Source organism: Streptomyces sp. NEAU-sy36, from assembly GCF_013423905.1.
Classification (GTDB): Bacteria; Actinomycetota; Actinomycetes; order Streptomycetales; family Streptomycetaceae; genus Streptomyces; species Streptomyces misionensis.
The window spans coordinates 2,586,565-2,605,915 of record NZ_CP058977.1; the positions used below are offsets into that span (position 1 = coordinate 2,586,565).

General features: G+C 73.2%; 17 protein-coding genes. 3 read left to right on the top strand and 14 right to left on the bottom strand.

Annotation, left to right across the window (positions count from 1 at the left end):
• Window positions 1-376: 376 nt before the first annotated feature.
• Window positions 377-1,264, bottom strand: coding sequence for an alpha/beta hydrolase (locus tag HZZ00_RS11955; protein ID WP_180332158.1), 888 nt, complete (start codon window positions 1,262-1,264; stop codon window positions 377-379).
• 149 nt (window positions 1,265-1,413) lie between these two features.
• Here HZZ00_RS11955 and HZZ00_RS11960 point away from each other — a divergent pair, with 149 nt between their 5' ends.
• Window positions 1,414-2,277 carry a helix-turn-helix domain-containing protein gene (locus tag HZZ00_RS11960; protein ID WP_180332159.1) on the top strand — a complete coding sequence of 288 codons (864 nt, stop codon included), beginning with the start codon at window positions 1,414-1,416 and terminating at the stop codon, window positions 2,275-2,277.
• Window positions 2,278-2,412: 135 nt separating this feature from the next.
• Here the strand turns inward: HZZ00_RS11960 and HZZ00_RS11965 are convergent, their stop codons facing one another.
• The 9 genes from HZZ00_RS11965 to HZZ00_RS12005 all read right to left on the bottom strand — a co-directional run bounded on the left by HZZ00_RS11965 (window position 2,413) and on the right by HZZ00_RS12005 (window position 14,391).
• Entirely contained in the window at window positions 2,413-3,624 is a 1,212-nt protein-coding gene (locus HZZ00_RS11965; protein ID WP_374028522.1) for a PP2C family protein-serine/threonine phosphatase, read from the bottom strand.
• 276 nt (window positions 3,625-3,900) lie between these two features.
• Window positions 3,901-5,724, bottom strand: a complete 1,824-nt coding sequence (locus HZZ00_RS11970) for a thiamine pyrophosphate-dependent enzyme (protein WP_180332160.1) — start codon at window positions 5,722-5,724, stop codon at window positions 3,901-3,903.
• Window positions 5,725-6,136: 412 nt separating this feature from the next.
• On the bottom strand, window positions 6,137-6,985 hold the full coding sequence (locus HZZ00_RS11975) for an SGNH/GDSL hydrolase family protein (RefSeq protein WP_180332161.1): 849 nt from the start codon (window positions 6,983-6,985) through the stop codon (window positions 6,137-6,139).
• 61 nt (window positions 6,986-7,046) lie between these two features.
• On the bottom strand, window positions 7,047-8,060 hold the full coding sequence (locus HZZ00_RS11980; protein ID WP_180332162.1) for a hemolysin family protein: 1,014 nt from the start codon (window positions 8,058-8,060) through the stop codon (window positions 7,047-7,049).
• Window positions 8,057-9,400 carry a hemolysin family protein gene (locus HZZ00_RS11985; RefSeq protein WP_180332163.1) on the bottom strand — a complete coding sequence of 448 codons (1,344 nt, stop codon included), beginning with the start codon at window positions 9,398-9,400 and terminating at the stop codon, window positions 8,057-8,059. Before HZZ00_RS11985 ends, HZZ00_RS11980 begins: the two co-directional genes overlap by 4 nt.
• Window positions 9,401-9,575: 175 nt before the next feature.
• Window positions 9,576-10,001 carry a GNAT family N-acetyltransferase gene (locus tag HZZ00_RS11990; RefSeq protein WP_180332164.1) on the bottom strand — a complete coding sequence of 142 codons (426 nt, stop codon included), beginning with the start codon at window positions 9,999-10,001 and terminating at the stop codon, window positions 9,576-9,578.
• A 45-nt stretch (window positions 10,002-10,046) separates the two neighbouring features.
• Window positions 10,047-10,931, bottom strand: a complete 885-nt coding sequence (locus HZZ00_RS11995; protein WP_180332165.1) for an LLM class F420-dependent oxidoreductase — start codon at window positions 10,929-10,931, stop codon at window positions 10,047-10,049.
• Window positions 10,932-11,009: 78 nt separating this feature from the next.
• Window positions 11,010-13,583 carry an ABC transporter permease gene (locus HZZ00_RS12000; RefSeq protein WP_180332166.1) on the bottom strand — a complete coding sequence of 858 codons (2,574 nt, stop codon included), beginning with the start codon at window positions 13,581-13,583 and terminating at the stop codon, window positions 11,010-11,012.
• 4 nt (window positions 13,584-13,587) lie between these two features.
• Window positions 13,588-14,391 (bottom strand): ABC transporter ATP-binding protein, encoded by an 804-nt coding sequence (locus HZZ00_RS12005; protein ID WP_180332167.1) that lies wholly within the window; start codon window positions 14,389-14,391, stop codon window positions 13,588-13,590.
• Between the two features lie 211 nt (window positions 14,392-14,602).
• On the opposite strand from HZZ00_RS12005, the gene HZZ00_RS12010 reads away from it, so the two are divergent.
• Complete coding sequence (locus tag HZZ00_RS12010) at window positions 14,603-14,845, top strand: toxin-antitoxin system HicB family antitoxin (RefSeq protein WP_180332168.1); 243 nt, start codon at window positions 14,603-14,605, stop codon at window positions 14,843-14,845.
• A gap of 52 nt (window positions 14,846-14,897) precedes the next feature.
• Entirely contained in the window at window positions 14,898-15,236 is a 339-nt protein-coding gene (locus HZZ00_RS12015; RefSeq protein ID WP_180333473.1) for a fic family toxin-antitoxin system, toxin component, read from the top strand.
• On the opposite strand, the gene HZZ00_RS12020 is transcribed toward HZZ00_RS12015, so the two are convergent.
• From HZZ00_RS12020 to bioB, 4 genes are all read right to left on the bottom strand, one after another.
• Window positions 15,237-15,926, bottom strand: coding sequence for a class I SAM-dependent methyltransferase (locus HZZ00_RS12020; protein ID WP_180332169.1), 690 nt, complete (start codon window positions 15,924-15,926; stop codon window positions 15,237-15,239).
• 217 nt (window positions 15,927-16,143) lie between these two features.
• Window positions 16,144-16,884, bottom strand: coding sequence for a dethiobiotin synthase (gene bioD / locus HZZ00_RS12025; protein ID WP_180332170.1), 741 nt, complete (start codon window positions 16,882-16,884; stop codon window positions 16,144-16,146).
• Between the two features lies 1 nt (window position 16,885).
• Window positions 16,886-18,175: an adenosylmethionine--8-amino-7-oxononanoate transaminase gene (locus tag HZZ00_RS12030; protein ID WP_180332171.1), complete on the bottom strand. Its 1,290-nt coding sequence runs from the start codon at window positions 18,173-18,175 to the stop codon at window positions 16,886-16,888.
• Window positions 18,168-19,310, bottom strand: coding sequence for a biotin synthase BioB (gene bioB / locus HZZ00_RS12035; protein ID WP_180332172.1), 1,143 nt, complete (start codon window positions 19,308-19,310; stop codon window positions 18,168-18,170). The genes HZZ00_RS12030 and bioB overlap by 8 nt, the downstream gene beginning before the upstream one ends.
• Window positions 19,311-19,351 lie beyond the last annotated feature (41 nt).

Below are 19,351 nucleotides of genomic sequence, written 5' to 3' on the forward strand. Positions count from 1 at the left end.
GCGGCCGGCGCTACCGCCCCAGGGCCGGCATCCGCGTCGCCCAGGCTTCGACCTCGCTGGACCTCGTCACGAAGGGCACGAGGGCGGGCCGGCCGCCTCTCCGGCCTCGGCGGCAACTGATCGACGGCGTACGGTTCCGGGTCCCGACTGGTGTGCCGTCGGCTCCCGCGGCGGCCGACCTCCGCGTTTCGCCCCGGCCGACTACCGCGAGCGCCATGCTGTGAGTGCGGGATCAACCGTCTCAAGCGACGTCGCGCCGTCGCCACGAGACACGACAGGCTTGCCGTCCGCCATGAGGCCGTCGTGCCGGCCGCGGCCATCGGAGAGTGGCTGCGACCAGCGCCCTCCCGTCCCTTGACCGCTCGGGCTTGCCGACTCAGGCGAGGTGCTTGCCGAAGAACTCGACCAGCTTGGCGACGGCAGGAGCCACGTACTGGTCGCGGTCGTACAGGTCGACGTGGGTGGCGCCCTCGACGAGGAACAGCTCGGCGTTGCCGGGGCTGTCGGCGACGGCCTTCTCGGAGAAGCCGCGGGTCACCGCCTCGGTGCCGGCGATCATGAGCAGCGGACGGGGCGCGATCTTGGCGACGTCGGCGAAGGAGTCGAACTGGTCGAGGAGGTCCGCGCTGCGTACGACCAGGTCGCCGGTGGAGCGCGGGTGGTGGCCGCGGGGCGTCTTGTAGTAGTCGACGAACTCGGCGGTCGGGGCCGGGGTGTCGGCGGTGATCCGCTCGGGCAGCACCGGGAAGGTGGCGGCGGGCTCGCCGGCGGCTTCGGCACTGCGCAGGTTGCCGGAGGCCGCGACCATCTGATGCCAGCCCTCGGGGTCGGCGCCGCGGAAGAAGCTGGGGACATCGGTCCCGGACACCCCTGCCACGGCCTTCATGCGGTGGTCGGTCTGGGCGGCGTAGGGCGCATAGGCGCCGGAGCCGCACACGCCCATCACGCCGATGCGCTCGGAGTCGATCTCGGGGCGGGTGGTGAGGTAGGAGACCGCCGCGCGGAAGTCCTCGGCGCGCTGGAAGGGGTCCTCCAGGCCGCGGGGCATGCCCTCGGACTCACCCTGGAAGGCGGCGTCGAAGGTCAGCACCGCGAAGCCCGCCTCGACCAGCCGCGTTGCGTACACCGCCGGCGCCTGCTCCTTGACTCCGGTCGTGGGGTGGCCGACGACGATCGCGGCGAGCGGTCCGTCGGCGCCGTCGGGGAGGTAGAGGTGGCCGGCGAGCTGCAGGCCGTTGGTCGGGAAGCGGACGTCAGTCCTCATTTTTCTGCTCCTGGTGGGATCGTGGGTGGCCGGCCGTCTGCGGGCCTGCATCCACTGTCCGACCGGCAGCCGGGCGCAGGAAGGTCGCGTCGCTTCCTAGGAAGGATCTTTCCCAGGCAGAACCTTTCTCTCGGCGCCATGCTGGAGGAATGACTGGTTCCGCGCATCTTCGTGAACTCGGCGAGTTCCTCAGGCACCGCCGTGGCGAACTCACACCGGCGCAGGTGGGACTCCCCGAGCGCGCGCGCACCCAGCGTCGAGTGCGGGGGCTGCGCCGCGAGGAGGTGGCTGAGCTCGCCGCGATCAGCACCGACTACTACGTACGCATCGAGCAGGGCCGGCTGACACCGTCACCGCCGGTGCTCGAATCGCTCGCGCGCGAACTGCGGCTGGACCACGACCAGAGAGCGTACGTGGAGGGTCTGGTCACCCAGGCCGCTCGGGCCAGCCACCGCAAGACGCCGCGTCGGCCCCGTCGCCCCCAAGTGCACCCGCACCTCACTCGGCTACTCGGCCAGCTCACCGGCACGCCCGCGATCGTCTTCGGCCCACGGCTCGACGTCCTCGCGTGGAACCCCCTGGCAGCGGAACTGCTGTGCGACTTCGCAGCCGTGCCTGAGTCCGAGCGCAACTACATCCGCATGGTCTTCACCGACCCGGTGATGCGCGACATCTACCCGGAATGGGAGGATGTGGCCCGCACGTGTGTCGAGGTCCTGCGGATGGAAGCCGGAACCAATCCGACCGACCCGGCCCTCACGGCCCTCGTGGGCGAGCTGGCCGTTGCCGACCCGCAGTTCCGGGCCTGGTGGGCCGAACACCGCGTCGCGCACCAGGACTTCGGCAGCAAACGCATCGCTCACTCCGCCGTCGGCGAACTCACACTCGACTGGGACACCTTCCGCTACGCCGGTGCCCCGGAACAGCAACTGGTGCTCTGGTCGGCCGAACCCGGCACCGCGGACGCGGAACGACTGGCCGCTCTGGCCCGCGGCACGGCCCAGAGTCCGTGACTACGAGCAGATCGCCCTCCGACCGACCGGCCACGCCCGCACCGCCGCCGATGTCCGGCGCCGGGCGCCGCCCCGCCGAAGAACCGCCCAGGCGGAACTGTGCTTCCCGGCCTGCGCGGTGGTGGTCGGCTATGGCTACGGAGATGGGGTGGGCTTCGGCTGCCATTCGATCAGCAGGATGGTGGCGTCGTCGGTCAGCTTGCCGTTGTGGTGGTCGAGGATGTCGTGGATGAGCAGCCGCAGGGTCTCCGCGGGCCGCTGGCCTCCGGCGGCGGAACGGATGATGAAGTCGGTGAACCGGTCGAGGCCGAACTCGTCGCCGCCCCGCCGGGCCTCGACGACACCGTCCGTGTACAGCAGCACCCGGTCGCCGGGCTGCAGGGCCGTCTCGTGCACCGCGCGGGAGATACCGGGCCCGAGCAGGCCGTCCAGGCCCATGGGCGGCTCCGGCGGGCTGTCCAGTGCCCTCTCGAGCACGCGCTGACCGCGGATCAGCAGAGGAGCGGGATGGCCGCAGTTGCTCCAGCGCAGCACACCGGTGTCGGCGTCCAGCTGGCACACGACGCCGGTGCAGAACTGGTCGGGGAGCCACTGGGCGAGGGCCTGGTCGACGGTCTCGACCATCTCGGGCAGGTCGGCGCGGGAGCGGCGTGCGTTGCGGCAGCACGCCAACGCCACCGCCGTCGTCAGGCCGGACGCCAGGTTGTGGCCCATGGAGTCGAAGATGCCCGCGTGCAGGACGTTGCGGGTCAACGAGTGGTCGAAGGCGTCGCCGCCGAGATCGTAGGCCGGTTCCAGGACGCCGGTGGAGATCACCGCCGTGGTGCCGATACTGCGGGGCGGCAGGAAGGCGCGCAGCATCTCGGTGCGCGCGTGCATGGTGCGGGTGCGGGTGCGGGCCACGAACCAGTCGCTGTAGGTCCGCTTGGTGGTGACCACCATCGAAAGCGTGTGGGCCAGCAGCCGGCAGCGACGCAGCCGCACGGCGTCCATCGACCCCGACCGCAGGCCCAGCACGCCGAGGCGTTCCACGCCGTCGACGAGGGGCACCCAGACGACCAGATCGCCCTGGTCCTCCTCGATCCGCGCCGAGACCGTGCGGTAGGCCCATCCGGCCATGCTGTCGTCCACCGGCAGCTGGGCGTCCTGCTCGTCGAGCGGGACCAGGATGCGCTGCTGCAGATCGACGAGGTAGATGGCCGCGCCGGTCAGCCCCATCGCCCGGGCGCAGCGGTTCACCAGTCCGGGCAGCTGGTAGGGGGCGATCGCGTGGACGTCGGCGAGCATCCTCTCCAGCAACTGCTCGTCCATGCCGGGGGTCGCCGCGTGGTCGGGTCCGTCCGTCACGACATCACCTCGCTCCGTCGCCTCCACTCTCACACCGTTCCGGGACGGGACCCACCTGTACCGCCGCAGACGGTGCAACCGGTGGCACAGGGGGTGGCACAGGGGCGCCGCTCATCTCTGCCGTCCTCCGGAACCGGTAGCCCGCGGCGCCCACTCCCTGCCGTGTCCGAGCGGCTGAACGTAGGGGATGTCGCAGCTGCTGATGGGATACGCGCCGGCCGGTAGGGCCGGGGTCCACCTCGCCGTGCTCGGTCCAGGAGCCGGGTGCGGGCGGTGTCAGCGGTAGCGGGCGAGGTCGTCGTAGTGCTGCTGGAGCGCCGGGGAGAGAGCGACGCGGCCCTCCTGCAGGAGGTTGCGTGCCATGGCGCTCGCCGCGGGTTCTCCCTTGCCGAATGCCTGTGCGATGTGCTGGGCGTGGGTGGGTTGCAGGCTTTCGCCGAAGGGTGCTTCGTTCGGGTCGGTGACGGCCTCGACCAGGCACGGTCCGTCGTGGGCCATGGCCCGGGCGAACACGTCGGCGGCGTCCGAGGGATCTTCGATGCGGAAGGCCGTCAGGCCACAGGCGCGGGCGACGGCGGCGAAGTCGATGGGGTGCAGTTCACAACCCATCTGGGGATTGCCCAGCAGGGCGGTCTGCTCCCACACCTCCAGCGCGAGGGAGTTGTTGCGCAGCACGACGACCTTGACGGGCAACTGGTACTGGGCGAGGGTGGCCAGTTCGCCCATGCCCATGCTCATCGAGCCGTCTCCGGTGAAGGCGATGACCGGGCGTCCTGGGTGGGCAAGCTGGGCGCCGATGGCGTAGGGGAGCGCGGAGCCCATGGTGCACAGCGTGCCGGAGAAGGAGTACTGCATGCCCCGGCGCAGCCGGAGCCTGCCACCCCAGGCGGTGACCGTGCCGGCGTCTCCTGTCACGATCGCGCGGTCGGGAAGGGCTCTGGACAGCTCCCAGGTCACCACCTGCGGCCGCATCGGTGTGCCGGAGCTCGCGGCCTGCTCGCCGATCAGGTTCCACCACCGCCGGTAGGTGTCCTGCGCCTGTTCCAGGAAGGAGCGGTCGTCCTTGCGCTCCAAAAGTGGCAGCAGGCGGGTGAGCACGGCGTCGGCGTGCCCGACCAGCCCGACTTCGACGGGGTAGCGCATGCCGATGCGGTCGGCGTTGACGTCGATCTGCACGCCCCGTGCCTGCCCGGGCTCGGGCCAGAATTCGTAGTAGGGGGTGGAGGAGCCGACGATGAGGAGCCCGTCGCAGTTCTCGAACGCCTCGTGGGAGGCGCGGGTGCCGATCAGGCCCATGCCGCCGGTGGTGTAGGGGCTGTCGTCGGGCACGCAATCCTTCCCCAAGCCCGCCTTGACGATGGGCGCGCCGAGAACCTCGGCGACCTGTTCCAGCAGGTCACCCGAACCGCGGGCGCCGGCTCCGGCGCAGATGGCCACCCGCCGGCAGGCGTTCAGAACCTCCGCGGCCCGGCGCACCTGTTCCTCGGGCGGGATGACCGTGAAGGGCTGCGGGACCACCGACAGATGCCCGGGGACGTTCTTGGGCGAGGCGGTGTCCTGCTCCAGAGTGAAGGACTGGACGTCAATGGGGATGGCCAGGTGCGAGGGGGTGCGGTTCATCAGGGCGCTGCGCACCGCGAGGTCGGTGGCGGCGAGCGCGTGGGTGGGGCCCATGACACGCTCGGAGAACATGCAGGCGTGCTCGAACAGCCGGTCGGAAGGCAGATCCTGCAGGAAGTGCGCGCCGACGGTGTCGTGATACGACAGGCCGGTGATGGCGATCACCGGGGCGCCGTCGATCCGGGCGTCGTACAGGCCGTTGAGCAGGTGGACCGCTCCGGGGCCCGCGGTGGCCACGCACGCCGCCGGGCGGCCGGTGAACTTGGCGTAGCCCACGCAGGCCAGCGCGGCGTTCTCCTCATGGCGCACGTGCACGAACCGCATCTTCGGGTGGGTGCGCAGCGCCTCGAAGAAGCCGTTCACCTGATCGCCGCAGATACCGAAGCAGGTGTCGATGCCCCACTCCAGCAGCCGCTCCACCACCAGGTCCGACGTGGTCTTCGTTTCCGGCCCGCTGGCCGCCCCGGACCGGTCAGTCATGTGCAGATCCTTCTCTCACGGCTGTCGCGACGCACGGGACCGGGCCCGCCGCCCTCCCATTGCCGGTTCCCGCTTACCACTGCGCGGCATGTCACCCGTCACCGGTTCCACCCGGACGGCGCCGCACCCGGCGGGCTCAGCCCACGTTGTCCGTGGTGGCCGTGCATACGTGGCTTTCCAGCAGGCCCAGTACCGCGTCGGACGACCGAGCTTTGAGCTTGTCGGGACGCCCAGGGAGCAGCCCCGCCTCCACGTGTGCGAAGCCCGTCTCGCCGCCGTGCTGGTGGGAGAGGCAGACCGCTGTCGCCTCCCGGAGCTGTGTCGTGCACGTACCTGCAGAACTAATGGACCGGCCCGTCACCACCCTCGGCCTGCGGCCGACCAGGCCGGAGGCCGGGGCCCGGGGGCGGGGTCAGGGACCCACCTTCCGCCAGCCCGTCACCGGGCCCGGGTCCGTGTCGTCCGCGGGGCTGACCCAGAAGGGTTTGCCCAGCTCGGCGCTGAAGTGGGCGCCCGTCCGGCCGTCCCCGGAGGAGCGTCCGGTCAGGCGGCGGCCTATCCAGGGCAGCAGATGCTGCCGGGCGAAGTGGACGTCCGCCACCCGCCGGGTCAGCCACGCGGGCGGCGCCGCGGCCGGCAGCGGTGCGTGCCACTGTGCGTCCAGCGGTTCGTAGCCGAGCGTCTGCCCCACCGCCTCGGCGACGCGGCGGTGCCCCTCGGCCGTCAGGTGCAGCCGGTCCACGTCCCACAGCCGCGGGTCGCCCAGCGCCGGGGCGCCGTACAGGTCGACCACGAGGGCGCCGTGCTTCGCGGCCAGCTCGTCCACGCAGGCGAACAGCTCTTCCATGCGCGGCCGGAACCGCTCCAGGACCGGGCCACGGCGGCCGGGGCTGCGCATCAGCACCAGCTGTCCGCAGGAGGGGGCGAGCCGCTCCACCGCCTCCGTCAGCAGTCCGCGCACCCGGCCCATGTCGCACTTGGGCCGCAGGGCGTCGTTGAGCCCGCCGACCAGGGTGACGACGTCGGCGTTCATCGCCGCCGCCACGTCCACCTGCTCGTCGACGATCTGCCCGATCAGCTTGCCGCGCACCGCGAGGTTGGCGTAGCGGAAGCCCGGGGCGTCCGCCGCCATCCGGGCGGCGAGCAGATCCGCCCAGCCCCGGTAGGAGCCGTCGGGCAGCAGGTCCGACATGCCCTCGGTGAAGGAGTCGCCGACCGCGACCAGGCTGGCGTACGGGGGAGGAACGGTATTCGTCTGCATGGCGACAGCGATGGTAACCCGGTCGCATACCCAGCGGTCGGTCAGGTCCGGGACGCCCGGTTCACACGGGCTGCCCGAACAGCTCCCGCAGTACGTCCTCCATGGTCACCAGGCCCGCCAGCCGCCCGTCGTCGCCCAGCACGGCGGCCACGTGGGTGCGGCTGCCCCGCATCGCGGTGAGCACGTCGTCCAGCGGGGTGCCCGCCTTCACCCGGGCGATGGGCCGCATGTCCCGCAGCCGGAACGGCACGTCCCGCGGCGCGGCGTCCAGCGCGTCCTTGACGTGCAGATAGCCCACGATCCGGCGGCCGGAGTCGACCACCGGGAACCGGGAGAACCCCGACTCGGCCGACAGCCCCTCCAACTGCTCGGGGGTGACGCCCACCTGCGCGTACACCACCCGCTCCAGCGGCACCACCACGTCCCGCACCGGGCGGCTGCCCAGCTCCAGGGCGTCGTGCAGCCGTTCCTGCGCGCGGTCGTCGATCAGCCCCGCCTCGCTCGCGTCCTTGACGATCTCGGCGAGTTCGGTGTCCGTGAAGGTCGCCGAGACCTCGTCCCTGGCCTCCACCCTGAGCAGCTTCAGCAGCCCGCTGGCGAACGCGTTCACCGTGAAGATCACCGGACGCAGCGCCCGGGACAGCGCGACCAGCGGCGGCCCGAGCAGCAGTGCCGCGCGCACCGGCTCCGCGAGCGAGATGTTCTTGGGCACCATCTCGCCCAGCAGCATGTGCAGATAGGTCGCCAGGGTCAGCGCGATCACGAACGACACCACGTGGCCCACGCCCACCGGTACGCCCACCGCGTGGAACACGGGCTCCAGCAGATGCGCGATGGCCGGTTCGGCGACCACGCCCAGCACCAGGGTGCACAGCGTGATGCCGAGCTGGGCGGCGGCCAGCAGCGCGGACACGTGCTCCAGTCCCCACACCACGCTCTTCGCCCGCCGGTCGCCCTCCTGCGCCAGGGGCTCGACCTGGGAGCGGCGCACCGAGATCAGCGCGAACTCGCCGGCCACGAAGAAGGCGTTGACGACGAGGGTCGCCAGGCCGATCAGCAGTTGTACGGCGATCATCGCGCCCCCTCCGTCGTCTCGTCGCCGCTCTCGTCGTCCAGGGGCGCGCGCAGCAGCAGCCGGGCGGCGCGGCGCCCGGAGGCGTCCACCACGTCCAGCCGCCAGCCCGCGATCTCGACCCGGTCGCCCGTCTCCGGTATCCGGCCCAGCTCGGTGGCGACCAGACCGGCCAGGGTCTCGTACGGCCCGTCGGGCACCCGCAGTCCCACCCGCCTGAGCTGGTCGGTGCGGGCGGCGCCGTCGGCCGAGTACAGGGCGCGGCCGCTCTCGTCGGCGCCGGCCGGGGCGAGGTCGGGCGTCTCGTGCGGGTCGTGTTCGTCGCGCACCTCGCCGACGACCTCCTCGACGATGTCCTCCAGGGTCGCCACGCCCGCCGTGCCGCCGTACTCGTCGATGACGACGGCCATGGTGCGGCGGCCGGAGAGCCGGTCGAGGAGCCGGTCGACGGTGAGGGACTCGGGCACCAGCAGCGGTTCGCGCATCAGGTGCCAGACCCGGCGGTGCCGGCGGTGCTCGGCCGGTATGGCCAGGACGTCCTTGATGTGCACGGTGCCCACGACGGAGTCCAGGCTGCCCCGGTACACCGGGAACCGGGACAGGCCCGTCGCCCGGGTCGCGTTCGCCACGTCCTCGCAGGTCGCCTGCTCGTCCAGGGCGATGACCTGGACCCGCGGGGTCATCACATTCTCCGCCGTCAGGTCGGCCAGATTGAGCGTGCGCACGAACAGCTCGGCGGTGTCCGCCTCCAGGGCGCCCGCCTTGGCGGAGTGCCGGGCGAGGGCGGCCAGCTCCTGCGGGCCGCGCGCGGAGGCCAGCTCCTCGGCGGGCTCGAAGCCGAGCCGGCGCACGAAGTGGTTGGCCGTGTTGTTCAGCTGGGCGATGAACGGCCGGAAGGCGGCACTGAACCAGCGCTGCGGGGTGCCCACCCGTTTGGCCACGGCCAGGGGCGAGGAGATCGCCCAGTTCTTGGGCACCAGCTCGCCGACGACCATCAGGAACACCGTGGACAGCGCGGTGCCGACCACCAGCGCCACCGACTGAGCCGCACCGCCCGACAGCCCCAGCGCCCGGAACGGGCCGGCGAGCAGCTTGGCGATCGAGGGCTCGGCGAGCATGCCGACGACCAGGTTGGTGACCGTGATGCCGAGCTGGGCGCCGGAGAGCTGGAACGTCAGGTTCCGTACGGCCTTCAGGGCGCCCGGGGCGCCGCGCTCGCCGCGCTCGGCGGCCCGCTCCAGCGCGCCGCGCTCGACGGTGGTCAGCGAGAACTCCGCCGCCACGAACGCGCCACAGGCCAGTGACAGCAGGATCGCCACCAGGAGGAGCAGCACTTCGGTCATCGGGTCACCCCCGTCCCATGATCGGACAGGGGTCGGTGGGGCGCGCGGTGTCGCGGGCCGGGAGGCTCGCCCATGGGCGGACGCTCACTACCTTTCATAGAGGGTCGAGTGCTCCCTCCAGAGTAAAGGATGGGCAAAGCAATCCCGGGGGCCTGTGGACGACGCCGCGCACGGCTCAGCCGGTGAGGGGTTTCACCCAGCGCCGCCACCACTCCTCGGGCCCGTACCCGGCCGCCCGCCAGGCGTGCTGCGCCCGCTCGTTGCGGACCAGCACCATGGCGTCGGCTCGCCGCCCGCCCAGCCGGACGAAGCGCTCCTCGGCGGCGGCCAGCAGGGCCGTGGCGACGCCCCGGCGCCGCCGGTCGGGCCGGACCGCGAGCCGGTACAGATGGCAGCGCCAGCCGTCGAAGCCCGCGATCACCGTCCCGACCAGCTCACCGCCCAGCTCGGCCAGGAGCAGCGCCTGCGGGTCGCGCGCCACCAGGCGCTCCACCCCGGCGCGGTCGTCGCTGATGCTGGTGCCCTCGGCGGCCGTGCGCCAGAAGGCGAGCACGGCGTCGAGGTCGTCGGGGCCGGCGGAACGTACGCGCAACTCGGTCATGCGATCACCCTGATCGCGACCGGGCCCCGCGCGCCGGGGTTTCCATCATGCGGACCGTGCGCGCAGTCGCTCGATCACCGGCGCGAACGCCTCCATGTGGGGCTCCAGGACGGTCAGGTTCGTGAATCCGTACCGCTCGCGCTGCGCCTCGACCCGCGCCACGACGTCCTCCAGCGGGCCCGCCAGGACGACGGGCAGCGCCAGCGCGGACTCCAGGGTCAGCTCAGGCCGCCGCTCCAGCAGCGGCCTGAGCGCCTGCTCCGGGTCGTCGGTGACCACGGCCTGCTGGAGCAGCAGGCTCAGCTCGGCCGGCTCCGCGCGCCCGGCCGCCAGCTCCCGGTAGCGCCCCACCCGCTCGTCCAGCTCGTCGGCCGTGAGCGGTTCCAGCGACCGCGTGCTCCCCGTCCGGGCACCGGCGAAGGCGGCGATGTCGGCGTGCTCGGCGGTCAGCTCCAGCATCCGGTCGCCGTTGCCGCCGATCAGCAGCGGCACCCGGGCCTGCTCCGGACGGGGCTGGTGGTCCTCGGCGCCGAGCAGCCGGACCAACTCCTCGACGGTGCGCCGCAGATGGTCCACCCGCTCGCCCGGCGAGCCGAACGGCAGCCCGGCCGCCTCGTGTTCCTCGCGCACATAGCCGGTGCCGAGACCGAGTTCGAGGCGTCCGCCGGTGAGCGCGTCCGTGGTCGCCACCTCGCGGGCGAGCAACGCCGGGTTGTAGAAACCAGCGTTGAGCACCAGCGTGCCGACCCGGACCCGCTCGGTCGCCTGCGCCGCCGCGACCAGCGCGGGGAACGGCGCCACCCAGCCGAGATGGTCGGGGACGAGGATCACGTCGTACCCCAGTTCCTCGGCGCGACGGCACTTCGCACGCCACTCGGACCCGGACGCGGGCGTGAGCATGTTGACCCCGAAACGGAACGGGCGTGGCATGAAGTCTCCTCCACCGTCAGCGAATCGACCCTCGACCGACATCCCATCACGTCCGCCGCCGGACCATGGGCCATACCGTCACTCGTGGGCGATCGCCGCCAGCACGTTCAGCCGGGAGGCCCGCAGCGCGGGCAGCACCGCGGCCACGATCCCCACCACCGCGGAGCCGACCACCACCGCCACGATCGTCCCCCAGGGGATCGCGAACGCCGTCAACCCGCGCAGCGCCAGAACCTGTTGCATGCACACGCCCCACACCAGGCCCAGCGCCAGCCCGAGTACCGCGCCGAACACCGCGATCACCACCGACTCCAGCCGGATCATCCGCCGCAGCTGCCGCCGCCCCAGCCCGATCGCGCGCAGCAGCCCGATCTCCCGGGTGCGTTCCACCACCGACAGCGTGAGCGTGTTGACCACGCCGAGCACCGCGATGACGATCGCCAGCCCCAGCAGCGCGTACACCAGGTACAGCAGCACGCCGATCTGGTCGTGGACCAGCTTCTTGTAGTCGGTCTGGTCGCGCACCTGGACCTGCGGGAACGGCGCGAGCGTCCGCTCCAGCCGGGGCCGCAGGTCCGCCGGCCGCGTGCCCGGCGCGGCGTCGACGTAGAGCGCGGAGTCCTGGCCGCCGGGCGCGTACCGCTCCAGTGTGCCGAGGCCGAAGAAGACACCGCCCTGGTTCCCGAAGCCCTCGGTGGAGGCCTGTTCGGTGAGCGCGCCGACCGTCAGCCGCGCCCGGCGCCCGCCCGGGAAGTCCACCGGGAGCACACTGCCCGGCCGCACCCCGTGGTCCCGGGCGAACGTCGCGTCCATGGCGAGGTGCCCGTCGGCGAGCGCCGCCGCCGAGCCGCCGCGCGCGTAGTCGATGTGCACGACGTCGTCGAGCCCGGCGCCGTACGCGGCCGCGCCCGTCTCCACCCGCCCGCCGTCGGGCAGCCGCAGCGCGATCCGGGTGAGCCGCTGCGGCACGACCAGCCCGGTGCCCTCGGTCGCGGCCACCCGGGCGGCGATCTGCCGGGTGAACGGGGTGAAGTTGGCGTTCTGGACGGTGAAATCGGCGCCGAGGGTCTTGTCGATCCGCCGGTCGAACGACGCCGACATGGACGCGCTCGCCACCGACATGCCGCTCACCAGGGCCAGGCCCACCATCAGCGCGGCCGCGGTCGCACCGGTGCGGCGGGGGTTGCGCAGGGCGTTGCGCTGACTCATCCGGCCCACCGGCCCGAACAGCGCGGGGAAGGCCCCGCCGAGCACCCGGATCACCGGCCGCACCAGCAGCGGCCCGGCGACCACGGTCGCGACCAGCGTCAGCGCCACGCCCACGCCCAGCAGAGCGGCGGCGGGCGCGGTCCGCGTCGCCGCCGCGCACCCGGCCAGCGCCGCCGCGCCCGCCGTCCCGACCACCGCGCCGACGACCCCCCGGGCCCGCAACGGCTTGCCCACCGCGGCGACCTCGGCGTCCGCGAGCGCGGCCATGGGAGAGACGGCCGCCGCGCGCCGGGCGGGCAGATAGGCGGCCACGAAGGTCACGCCGAGCCCCACGACATAGGCGGCGACGGGCGTGCCCCAGCCGATCACCATCCGCGCGGCGGCCAGGTTCGTCCCGAACACGCCCATCAGCCGGATCAGCCCGAACGCGAGGCCGATCCCGGTCGCGAGCCCGAGCGTGGAGCCGACCAGACCGAGCAGCAGCGCCTCCGTCAGCACCGACCGCCGCACCTGCCGCCGGTCGGCGCCCAGCGCCCGCAGCAGGCCCAGCTCCCGGGTGCGCTGGGCGATCAGCATGGAGAAGGTGTTGACGATCAGGAACACCCCGACGAGCAGCGCCACCCCGGCGAAACCCAGCATCACGTACTTCACCACGTCCAGGAACGTGCCGAGGCTCGCCGCCGCCGACCTGGCCTGCTCCCGCGCGGTCTGCACGTCGTACGCCCCGGCGTCCGCGCCGAGCGCCGCGACGACCCGCTGCCTGAGCCGGTCGGCGGGGACCCCCTCGGCCGCGTCCACCGAGATGCCGGTCGCCCGCGCGGGGGAGCCGAGCAGTTGCCGTCCGGCCACCGCCGGGTCCAGATAGAGCAGCGCCGCGCCGGAGTTGGTCGTGGTGAACGCCGCGATCCCGGCGACCCGCACCCGGAAGGTGCCGGGCTGCGCCTGCACCGTCAGGGTGTCGCCGATCCGGACGTGCCCGCGGCCGGCCGTGTCGGCGTCGAGCAGGGCCTCGCCCGGACCGCGCGGAGCGTGCCCGGAGGTCAGCTCCACCGGACTGTGCCGGGTCGGGTACCAGGCGCCGGCGAGGGTGGGCGCCCCGTTGGTCGGCCCGACGGACCGGTTGTGCCGGTCGACCACCACGACGTTCTGCACCTGTACGTCGGCGCGGGCCGCCGCCACCCCGGGAACCAGGGCCACCCGGTCGCGCAGCGCGGCCGGCAGGGTCTGCACCGCGCCACTCGCCCGCGCGGACACCAGATCCCGCTTCGGCTGCACGGACACGTCGGCGGCGGTGGAGGCGAACAGCCGGTCGAACGTGCGGGAGACGGTGTCGGAGAAGATCAGGCTGCCCGCGACGAACGCCACGGACAGGATCACGGCCAGTGCGGACAGCGCGAGCCGTCCCTTGTGCGCGAGGAAGCTCCTCAGGGTCGCCTTGAGCACCGGCTCAGTCCTCCCGCGCGTCCGGCAGGGCACGCGCTCCGTCGAAGCGTTTCATCCGCTCCAGCACCCGCTCCGCCGTCGGCCGGGCCAGCTCGTCCACGAGCCGCCCGTCGGCCAGGAAGAGCACCAGGTCCGCGTGGGCGGCGGCGTTCGGGTCGTGCGTGACCATGACGACCGTCTGCCCCAGGTCGTCCACCGCGTCGCGCAGGAAGCGCAGCACCTCCAGGCCCGCCCGCGAGTCCAGATTGCCCGTCGGCTCGTCCGCGAAGATCAGCTCCGGCCGGGAGGCCAGCGCCCGCGCGCACGCGACCCGCTGCTGCTGGCCGCCGGAGAGCTGGCCGGGCCGGTGCGTCAGCCGGTCGCGCAGCCCGAGCCTGTCGACGACCTGGTCCAGCCACTCCTTGTCGGGGCCGCGGCCCGCGATGTCCATCGGCAGGGTGATGTTCTCCGCCGCGGTCAGCGTCGGGATCAGGTTGAACGACTGGAACACGAACCCGACCCGGTCCCGCCGCAGCCGGGTCAGTTCCCGCTCCCGCAGGCCGGTGAGTTCGGTGTCGCCCAGCCACACCTGCCCGGCCGACACCGTGTCGAGCCCGGCCAGACAGTGCATGAGCGTGGACTTGCCGGACCCCGAGGGCCCCATCACGGCGGTGAACCGGCCCCGCGCGATGTCCACGTCCACCGAGTCCAGCGCGAGGACGGCGGTCTCGCCGGTGCCGTACGCCTTGGTCAGCGCGCGGGCGCGGGCCGCGGTCCCCTCGCCCGGCGTACGGCCCGGGGCGTGCTGCGCGGCAGGGGTTGTGGACAAGACCGCCTCCCGGTCACCGGTACTACCCGTCCCGGGTGAGCCTAATGTGACCGGGCGCACAGCGGGAATCCACGACGGGCCGGGCGGCCGGACGGGCTCCGGGGGACCTGCGGGAACGGTGCGCCGAGCCCCCGGCGAAAGCTCCCGTGCGCCCCCGCCGTGCCCCCGCGCCCGTTTGCCTGTGCTAGCGGCATGGCGCTAGCGTCGAGACATGGCGAAGACCCAGTTGAACGTGCGCGTGGACGAGGGCACCGCCCGCGCGGCCCGGGAGCGCGCGCTGGCCCGGGGGATGAGCGTGAACCGCTACATCGAGGAACTGGTCAGACAGGACACCGGCGAGGTCGGCCGGACGTTCGTGGAGGCCGCGGCCGACTTCATGAAGCAGTACGAGTCCGTGTTCGCCGAGGAGTTCTCCGACGCGCGCGGCACCGGTCCGGCCGAAGGACGCAGCTGATCCCTTGAGCGATTCCCCCAACGGGCTGAGCATCGACCTCGCCTGGCTGCTCATGCTCGCCGAACAGAAGACGCCCGGGGACCCGCAGGTCGCCGACTGGGGCGCGCTGATCGCCGCCGTCGCCCGGCACCGGGCGGAGATATTCGGCGTGCCGGTGTACGAGACCCCGTACGCCCGGGCCGCCGCCCTCCTCCAGCTGCTCATCCACGTGCCGGCGCTGGAGCGCTCCAACGCGCTGTTCGCCTCCGCGGTCGCCTACGCCTACCTGGTCGCCAGCGGCGTCAAGGTGATCACCACGCCGGAACAGGTGCGCGACCTCGCCCGGCTGGTGAAGGACGGCTCGGCGAGCGTGGACGAGATCGCCCGTGAGCTGCGCCGCTGGAGCCTGTGATCAGCGCTCGCCCGCCTCGTCCGGACGCCAGGCGGTGCCCAGCACGCAGTACGAGGCCGGCAGCCTCGGCCCCCGCTCGGGCACCAGCAGGCTCCGGTGCGGCCCGAGTTCGAACCCGGCGGCTCGCAGTGCGGCCAGCGGGTCCCGGGACAGGTGGCAGCCGCCGGCGAGCGCGGGCCACACCGTCAGGTCCAGGGCGCGCTGTGCGAGCCGCATCGGCCGGCCGCCGCCCCGCCCGTGCTCGAAGAACCGCACCTGCCCGCCCGGCCGGAGCACCCGCCGCACCTCGCCCAGCGTCCGCGCCACGTCCCGCACACTGCACAGCACCAAGGACAGCACGACCGCGTCGAACGCCTCGCTCTTGACGGGCAGCGCCTCGGCCGCGCCGGGCGCGACATCGACCGGCACCTGCGCGCGCAGCGCCGACTCCAGCGCCAACCGCCGCAGCAGCGGCTCCGGTTCGATGGCGACGACCTCGCTGACGGTGCCGGGGTAGTGCGCGAAGTTCAGTCCGTTGCCCGCGCCGACCTCGAGCACCCGGCCGCTCAGCCCCGCCAGCAGCCGTCCCCGCACCCGGGCGAACCCCAGCCGCGTCTCGGCCCCGGCACTGGCCCGCGCGTAGTACCGGGCGAACACCGGATGCGCACCGGGCTCCCGCCGCCCGCCGACAGCCTTCGACCCCAGCCGCATACCGACCTCCAGGACACCGTGCCCAGGAGGAATGTCCCCCGCGGGACCGCGTGCCACTCTCGGGCGGACGTGCGCGGCGGACACGGGTGTTCGAGGGGCCGGGGGAGGGGAGCCGCCGCCGGTCGGGGGCCGGGCGAGATTTCGACGGCTTCGAGGGTCGCGGGAGGCTTCGACGGCCGGGGATGAGGAGTCCTCGCCGGCCCCCTCCCCGGCCCTCCTAGGCCGAACCCCCGGGCTCCGGCCGGGCCCCCTCCCTGGCCCGGAAGGCCGCCGCGTCCCAGGTGCCGTCCAGGCGTGGCGCCAGCCAGGCCGGGGCCTGGGCGCGGAAGTCCGCCGGGGGCAGGGCGCCCGCTCCCGCGGGGAGGGCGCCCAGGAGGGGGGCGCCGGCGACCTCCGGGAGGTCGGCGACGTTGCAGCGGGTGGCCAGGTCGGGGACGGCGGGCCAGCTGCCGATGACGACACCGGCAGGCTCCAGGTCACGGCGGCGCAGCTCGCGCGCCGTCAGTTCCGTGGTGTTCAGCGTGCCGAGCCCCGCCGTGGCCACGATCAGCACCGGCGCCCCCAGCAGCCGCGCCGCGTCGGCCAGCGTGCCGCCCTCCGCGTCGAACCGGACGAGCAGCCCGCCCGCCCCCTCGACCAGCACCAGATCGTGCTCCGTTGCCAGCTTGGCGGCCCGCTCGGCCACCTCCCGCGGGTGCACGGGCGCCATGCCCGCCCGCCGCGCCGCCGTCCCCGGCGCCAACGGCTCCGGATACCGCGCCAGTTCGTCCGCCGTGACGGCCCCCGCGAGCCGCGCCACCTCGTCGGCGTCACCGCGCTCGTCCGGCCGTACCCCGGTCTGCGCGGCCTTCAGCACGGCCACCGAGCGCCCGGCCGCGACCGCCGCCGCGGCGAGGGCGGCCGTGGTGACGGTCTTGCCGACCTCCGTGCCCGTTCCCGTGATCACCAGTACCGGCATGTCATCCCTCCCGCGCCGCGGCACACACCGCGCGCGCGATCCTCGCCACGTCCTCGTCGGAGGTGACGTACGGCGGCATCGTGTACACCAGGTCCCGGAACGGACGCAGCCACACGCCCTCCCGTACGGCCGCGCGCGTGGCCGCGGCCATGTCGACCTCGTGGTCCAGCTGGACGACCCCGATCGCGCCCAGCACCCGGACGTCCCGCACCCCGGGCACCTCGGCCGCCGGGGCCAGCCCGGCCCGCAGGCCCGCCTCGATCCGCTTCACCTCGGCCCGCCAGTCCTGGCTCAGCAGCAGCTCCAGGGAGGCGCAGGCCACGGCCGCGGCCAGCGGATTGCCCATGAACGTCGGCCCGTGCGCCAGCACCGGAACCTCGCCGCGCGAGATCCCGTCGGCCACCCGCGCGGTGCACAGGGTGGCCGCCATCGTCAGGTAACCGCCGGTCAGTGCCTTGCCCACACACATCACGTCCGGCGTGACGGCCGCGTGGTCCGCCGCGAACAGCGCCCCCGTGCGCCCGAACCCGGTGGCGATCTCGTCGAACACCAGCAGCACGTCGTGGGCGTCGCAGGCCTCGCGCAGCACCCGCAGGTACCCGGGGGAGTGGAAGCGCATCCCGCCGGCGCCCTGCACCACCGGCTCCACGATCACCCCGGCCAGTTCGTCCGCGTGCCGGGCGATCAGCTCGCGCAGCGTCCGCGCGTACGACTCGTCGTACTCCGCCGGGGGCGCGTCCGCGAAGACCTGGCGCGGCAGCACCCCGGACCACAGCTCGTGCATCCCGCCCTCGGGGTCGCACACCGACATCGGATGCCAGGTGTCCCCGTGGTAGCCGCCCCGCCAGGTCAGCATCCGCTGCTTGCCGGGCCGGCCGAGCGAACGCCAGTACTGGAGGCACATCTTCACCGCGACCTCGACCGACACCGAGCCGGAGTCGGCCAGGAAGACGTGTTCCAGACCGTCCGGCGACATGTCGACAAGGAGCTTCGCGAGCCGGACCGCGGGCTCGTGGGTGAGCCCGCCGAACATCACGTGGCTCATCCGCGAAAGCTGCCGGGTCACGGCCTCGTCGAGCACGGGGTGGCTGTAGCCGTGGATGGCCGACCACCACGACGACATGCCGTCCACCAGCTCGCCCGAACCGTCCGCGAGCCGCAGCCGGACCCCGCTCGCCGACTCCACGACGAGCGGTTCGACACGCCCGGGCATCGGACCGTACGGATGCCACACGTGCCGGCGGTCCAGCTCCAGCAGCCCGGCGACGTCCGGCGGGAACGCGTCAGGCATTGGGCGCGAGGTCCGTTCCGGCGCCCCGGCGGCGGACGGCCACCAGATCGGTCCGGGGCTCGCCCGCGACCGGCTGCGCGTCCGCGGGCGCCGAGCCGCAGGCCCCGGCCCCCTCGTGGCAGCCGCCGGCCGCCCGGTGCTCCGGCAGGGTCACCTGGTCGGCGCCCTCCACCTCGAAGCCGGCGTCGGCGATCATCTCCAGGTCGGCCTTGCCCGCCTGGCCCTCGCTGGTCAGGTAGTCGCCGAGGAAGATCGAGTTGGCCAGGTGCAGCGCCAGCGGCTGCATGGTGCGCAGGTGGACCTCGCGGCCGCCCGCGATGCGCACCTCCACGTCCGGGCAGACGAAGCGGACCATCGCCAGGATCCGCAGGCAGCGCTGGGGGGTGAGGTTCCACTCCTTGGCCAGCGGGGTGCCCTCGAACGGGATCAGGAAGTTCACCGGAACGGAGTCGGGGTCCAGCTCGCGCAGCGAGAAGACGACGTCCACCAGGTCCTCGTCGCTCTCGCCCATGCCGGCGATCAGACCGGAGCAGGGCGACAGTCCGGCCGCGTGCGCCTTCCGCACCGTGTCCACCCGATCGGCGTACGTGTGGGTGGTGGTGATGTCCCCGTAGGTGGACTCCGAGGTGTTCAGGTTGTGGTTGTACGCGTCCGCGCCCGCCTCGCGCAGCCGCTCGGCCTGGCCGTCGGAGAGCAGCCCGAGGCACGCGCACACCTCGACGCCCTCGTTCTCGTCCTTGATCGCCTTGATGGTCTGCGAGACCCGGTCCACGTCCCGGTCGGTCGGGCCGCGCCCGCTGGCCACCAGGCAGACCCGCTTGGCGCCACCCGCCAGCCCCGCGGCCGCCGCCTTGGACGCCTCGTCGGGCTTGAGCCAGGTGTACTTGAGGATGCCCGCCTCGGAGCCGAGCCGCTGGGAGCAGTAGGAGCAGTCCTCGGGGCACAGGCCGGACTTGAGGTTGACCAGGTAGTTGAGTTTCACGCGGCGGCCGAACCAGTGCCGGCGCACCTTGCCGGCCGCGGCCACCACATCGAGCAGGTCGTCGTCGGAGGTGGCCAGTACGGCGAGTGCTTCCTCGCGGGTCGGCAGCTCGCGCCGAAGCCCCTTGTCCACCAGCGTGTTCAGCAGGTCCATGAGGTCCGATCCTGTCCTACGAGACTGCCCCGGGCCAAGGA

What these genes read in the sequence shown, in the direction of transcription:
- HZZ00_RS11995 (WP_180332165.1), bottom strand. Translation starts at nt 10,931, where the DNA reads ATGCCACGCCCGTTCCGTTTCGGGGTCAACATGCTCACGCCCGCGTCC.
- HZZ00_RS12030 (WP_180332171.1), bottom strand. Translation starts at nt 18,175, where the DNA reads ATGCCTGACGCGTTCCCGCCGGACGTCGCCGGGCTGCTGGAGCTGGAC.
- HZZ00_RS12010 (WP_180332168.1), top strand. Translation starts at nt 14,603, where the DNA reads ATGGCGAAGACCCAGTTGAACGTGCGCGTGGACGAGGGCACCGCCCGC.
- HZZ00_RS12020 (WP_180332169.1), bottom strand. Translation starts at nt 15,926, where the DNA reads ATGCGGCTGGGGTCGAAGGCTGTCGGCGGGCGGCGGGAGCCCGGTGCG.
- bioD (WP_180332170.1), bottom strand. Translation starts at nt 16,884, where the DNA reads ATGCCGGTACTGGTGATCACGGGAACGGGCACGGAGGTCGGCAAGACC.
- HZZ00_RS12015 (WP_180333473.1), top strand. Translation starts at nt 14,898, where the DNA reads ATGCTCGCCGAACAGAAGACGCCCGGGGACCCGCAGGTCGCCGACTGG.
- HZZ00_RS11980 (WP_180332162.1), bottom strand. Translation starts at nt 8,060, where the DNA reads ATGATCGCCGTACAACTGCTGATCGGCCTGGCGACCCTCGTCGTCAAC.
- HZZ00_RS11955 (WP_180332158.1), bottom strand. Translation starts at nt 1,264, where the DNA reads ATGAGGACTGACGTCCGCTTCCCGACCAACGGCCTGCAGCTCGCCGGC.
- HZZ00_RS11990 (WP_180332164.1), bottom strand. Translation starts at nt 10,001, where the DNA reads ATGACCGAGTTGCGCGTACGTTCCGCCGGCCCCGACGACCTCGACGCC.
- HZZ00_RS11985 (WP_180332163.1), bottom strand. Translation starts at nt 9,400, where the DNA reads ATGACCGAAGTGCTGCTCCTCCTGGTGGCGATCCTGCTGTCACTGGCC.
- HZZ00_RS11970 (WP_180332160.1), bottom strand. Translation starts at nt 5,724, where the DNA reads ATGACTGACCGGTCCGGGGCGGCCAGCGGGCCGGAAACGAAGACCACG.
- HZZ00_RS11960 (WP_180332159.1), top strand. Translation starts at nt 1,414, where the DNA reads ATGACTGGTTCCGCGCATCTTCGTGAACTCGGCGAGTTCCTCAGGCAC.
- HZZ00_RS11975 (WP_180332161.1), bottom strand. Translation starts at nt 6,985, where the DNA reads ATGCAGACGAATACCGTTCCTCCCCCGTACGCCAGCCTGGTCGCGGTC.
- bioB (WP_180332172.1), bottom strand. Translation starts at nt 19,310, where the DNA reads ATGGACCTGCTGAACACGCTGGTGGACAAGGGGCTTCGGCGCGAGCTG.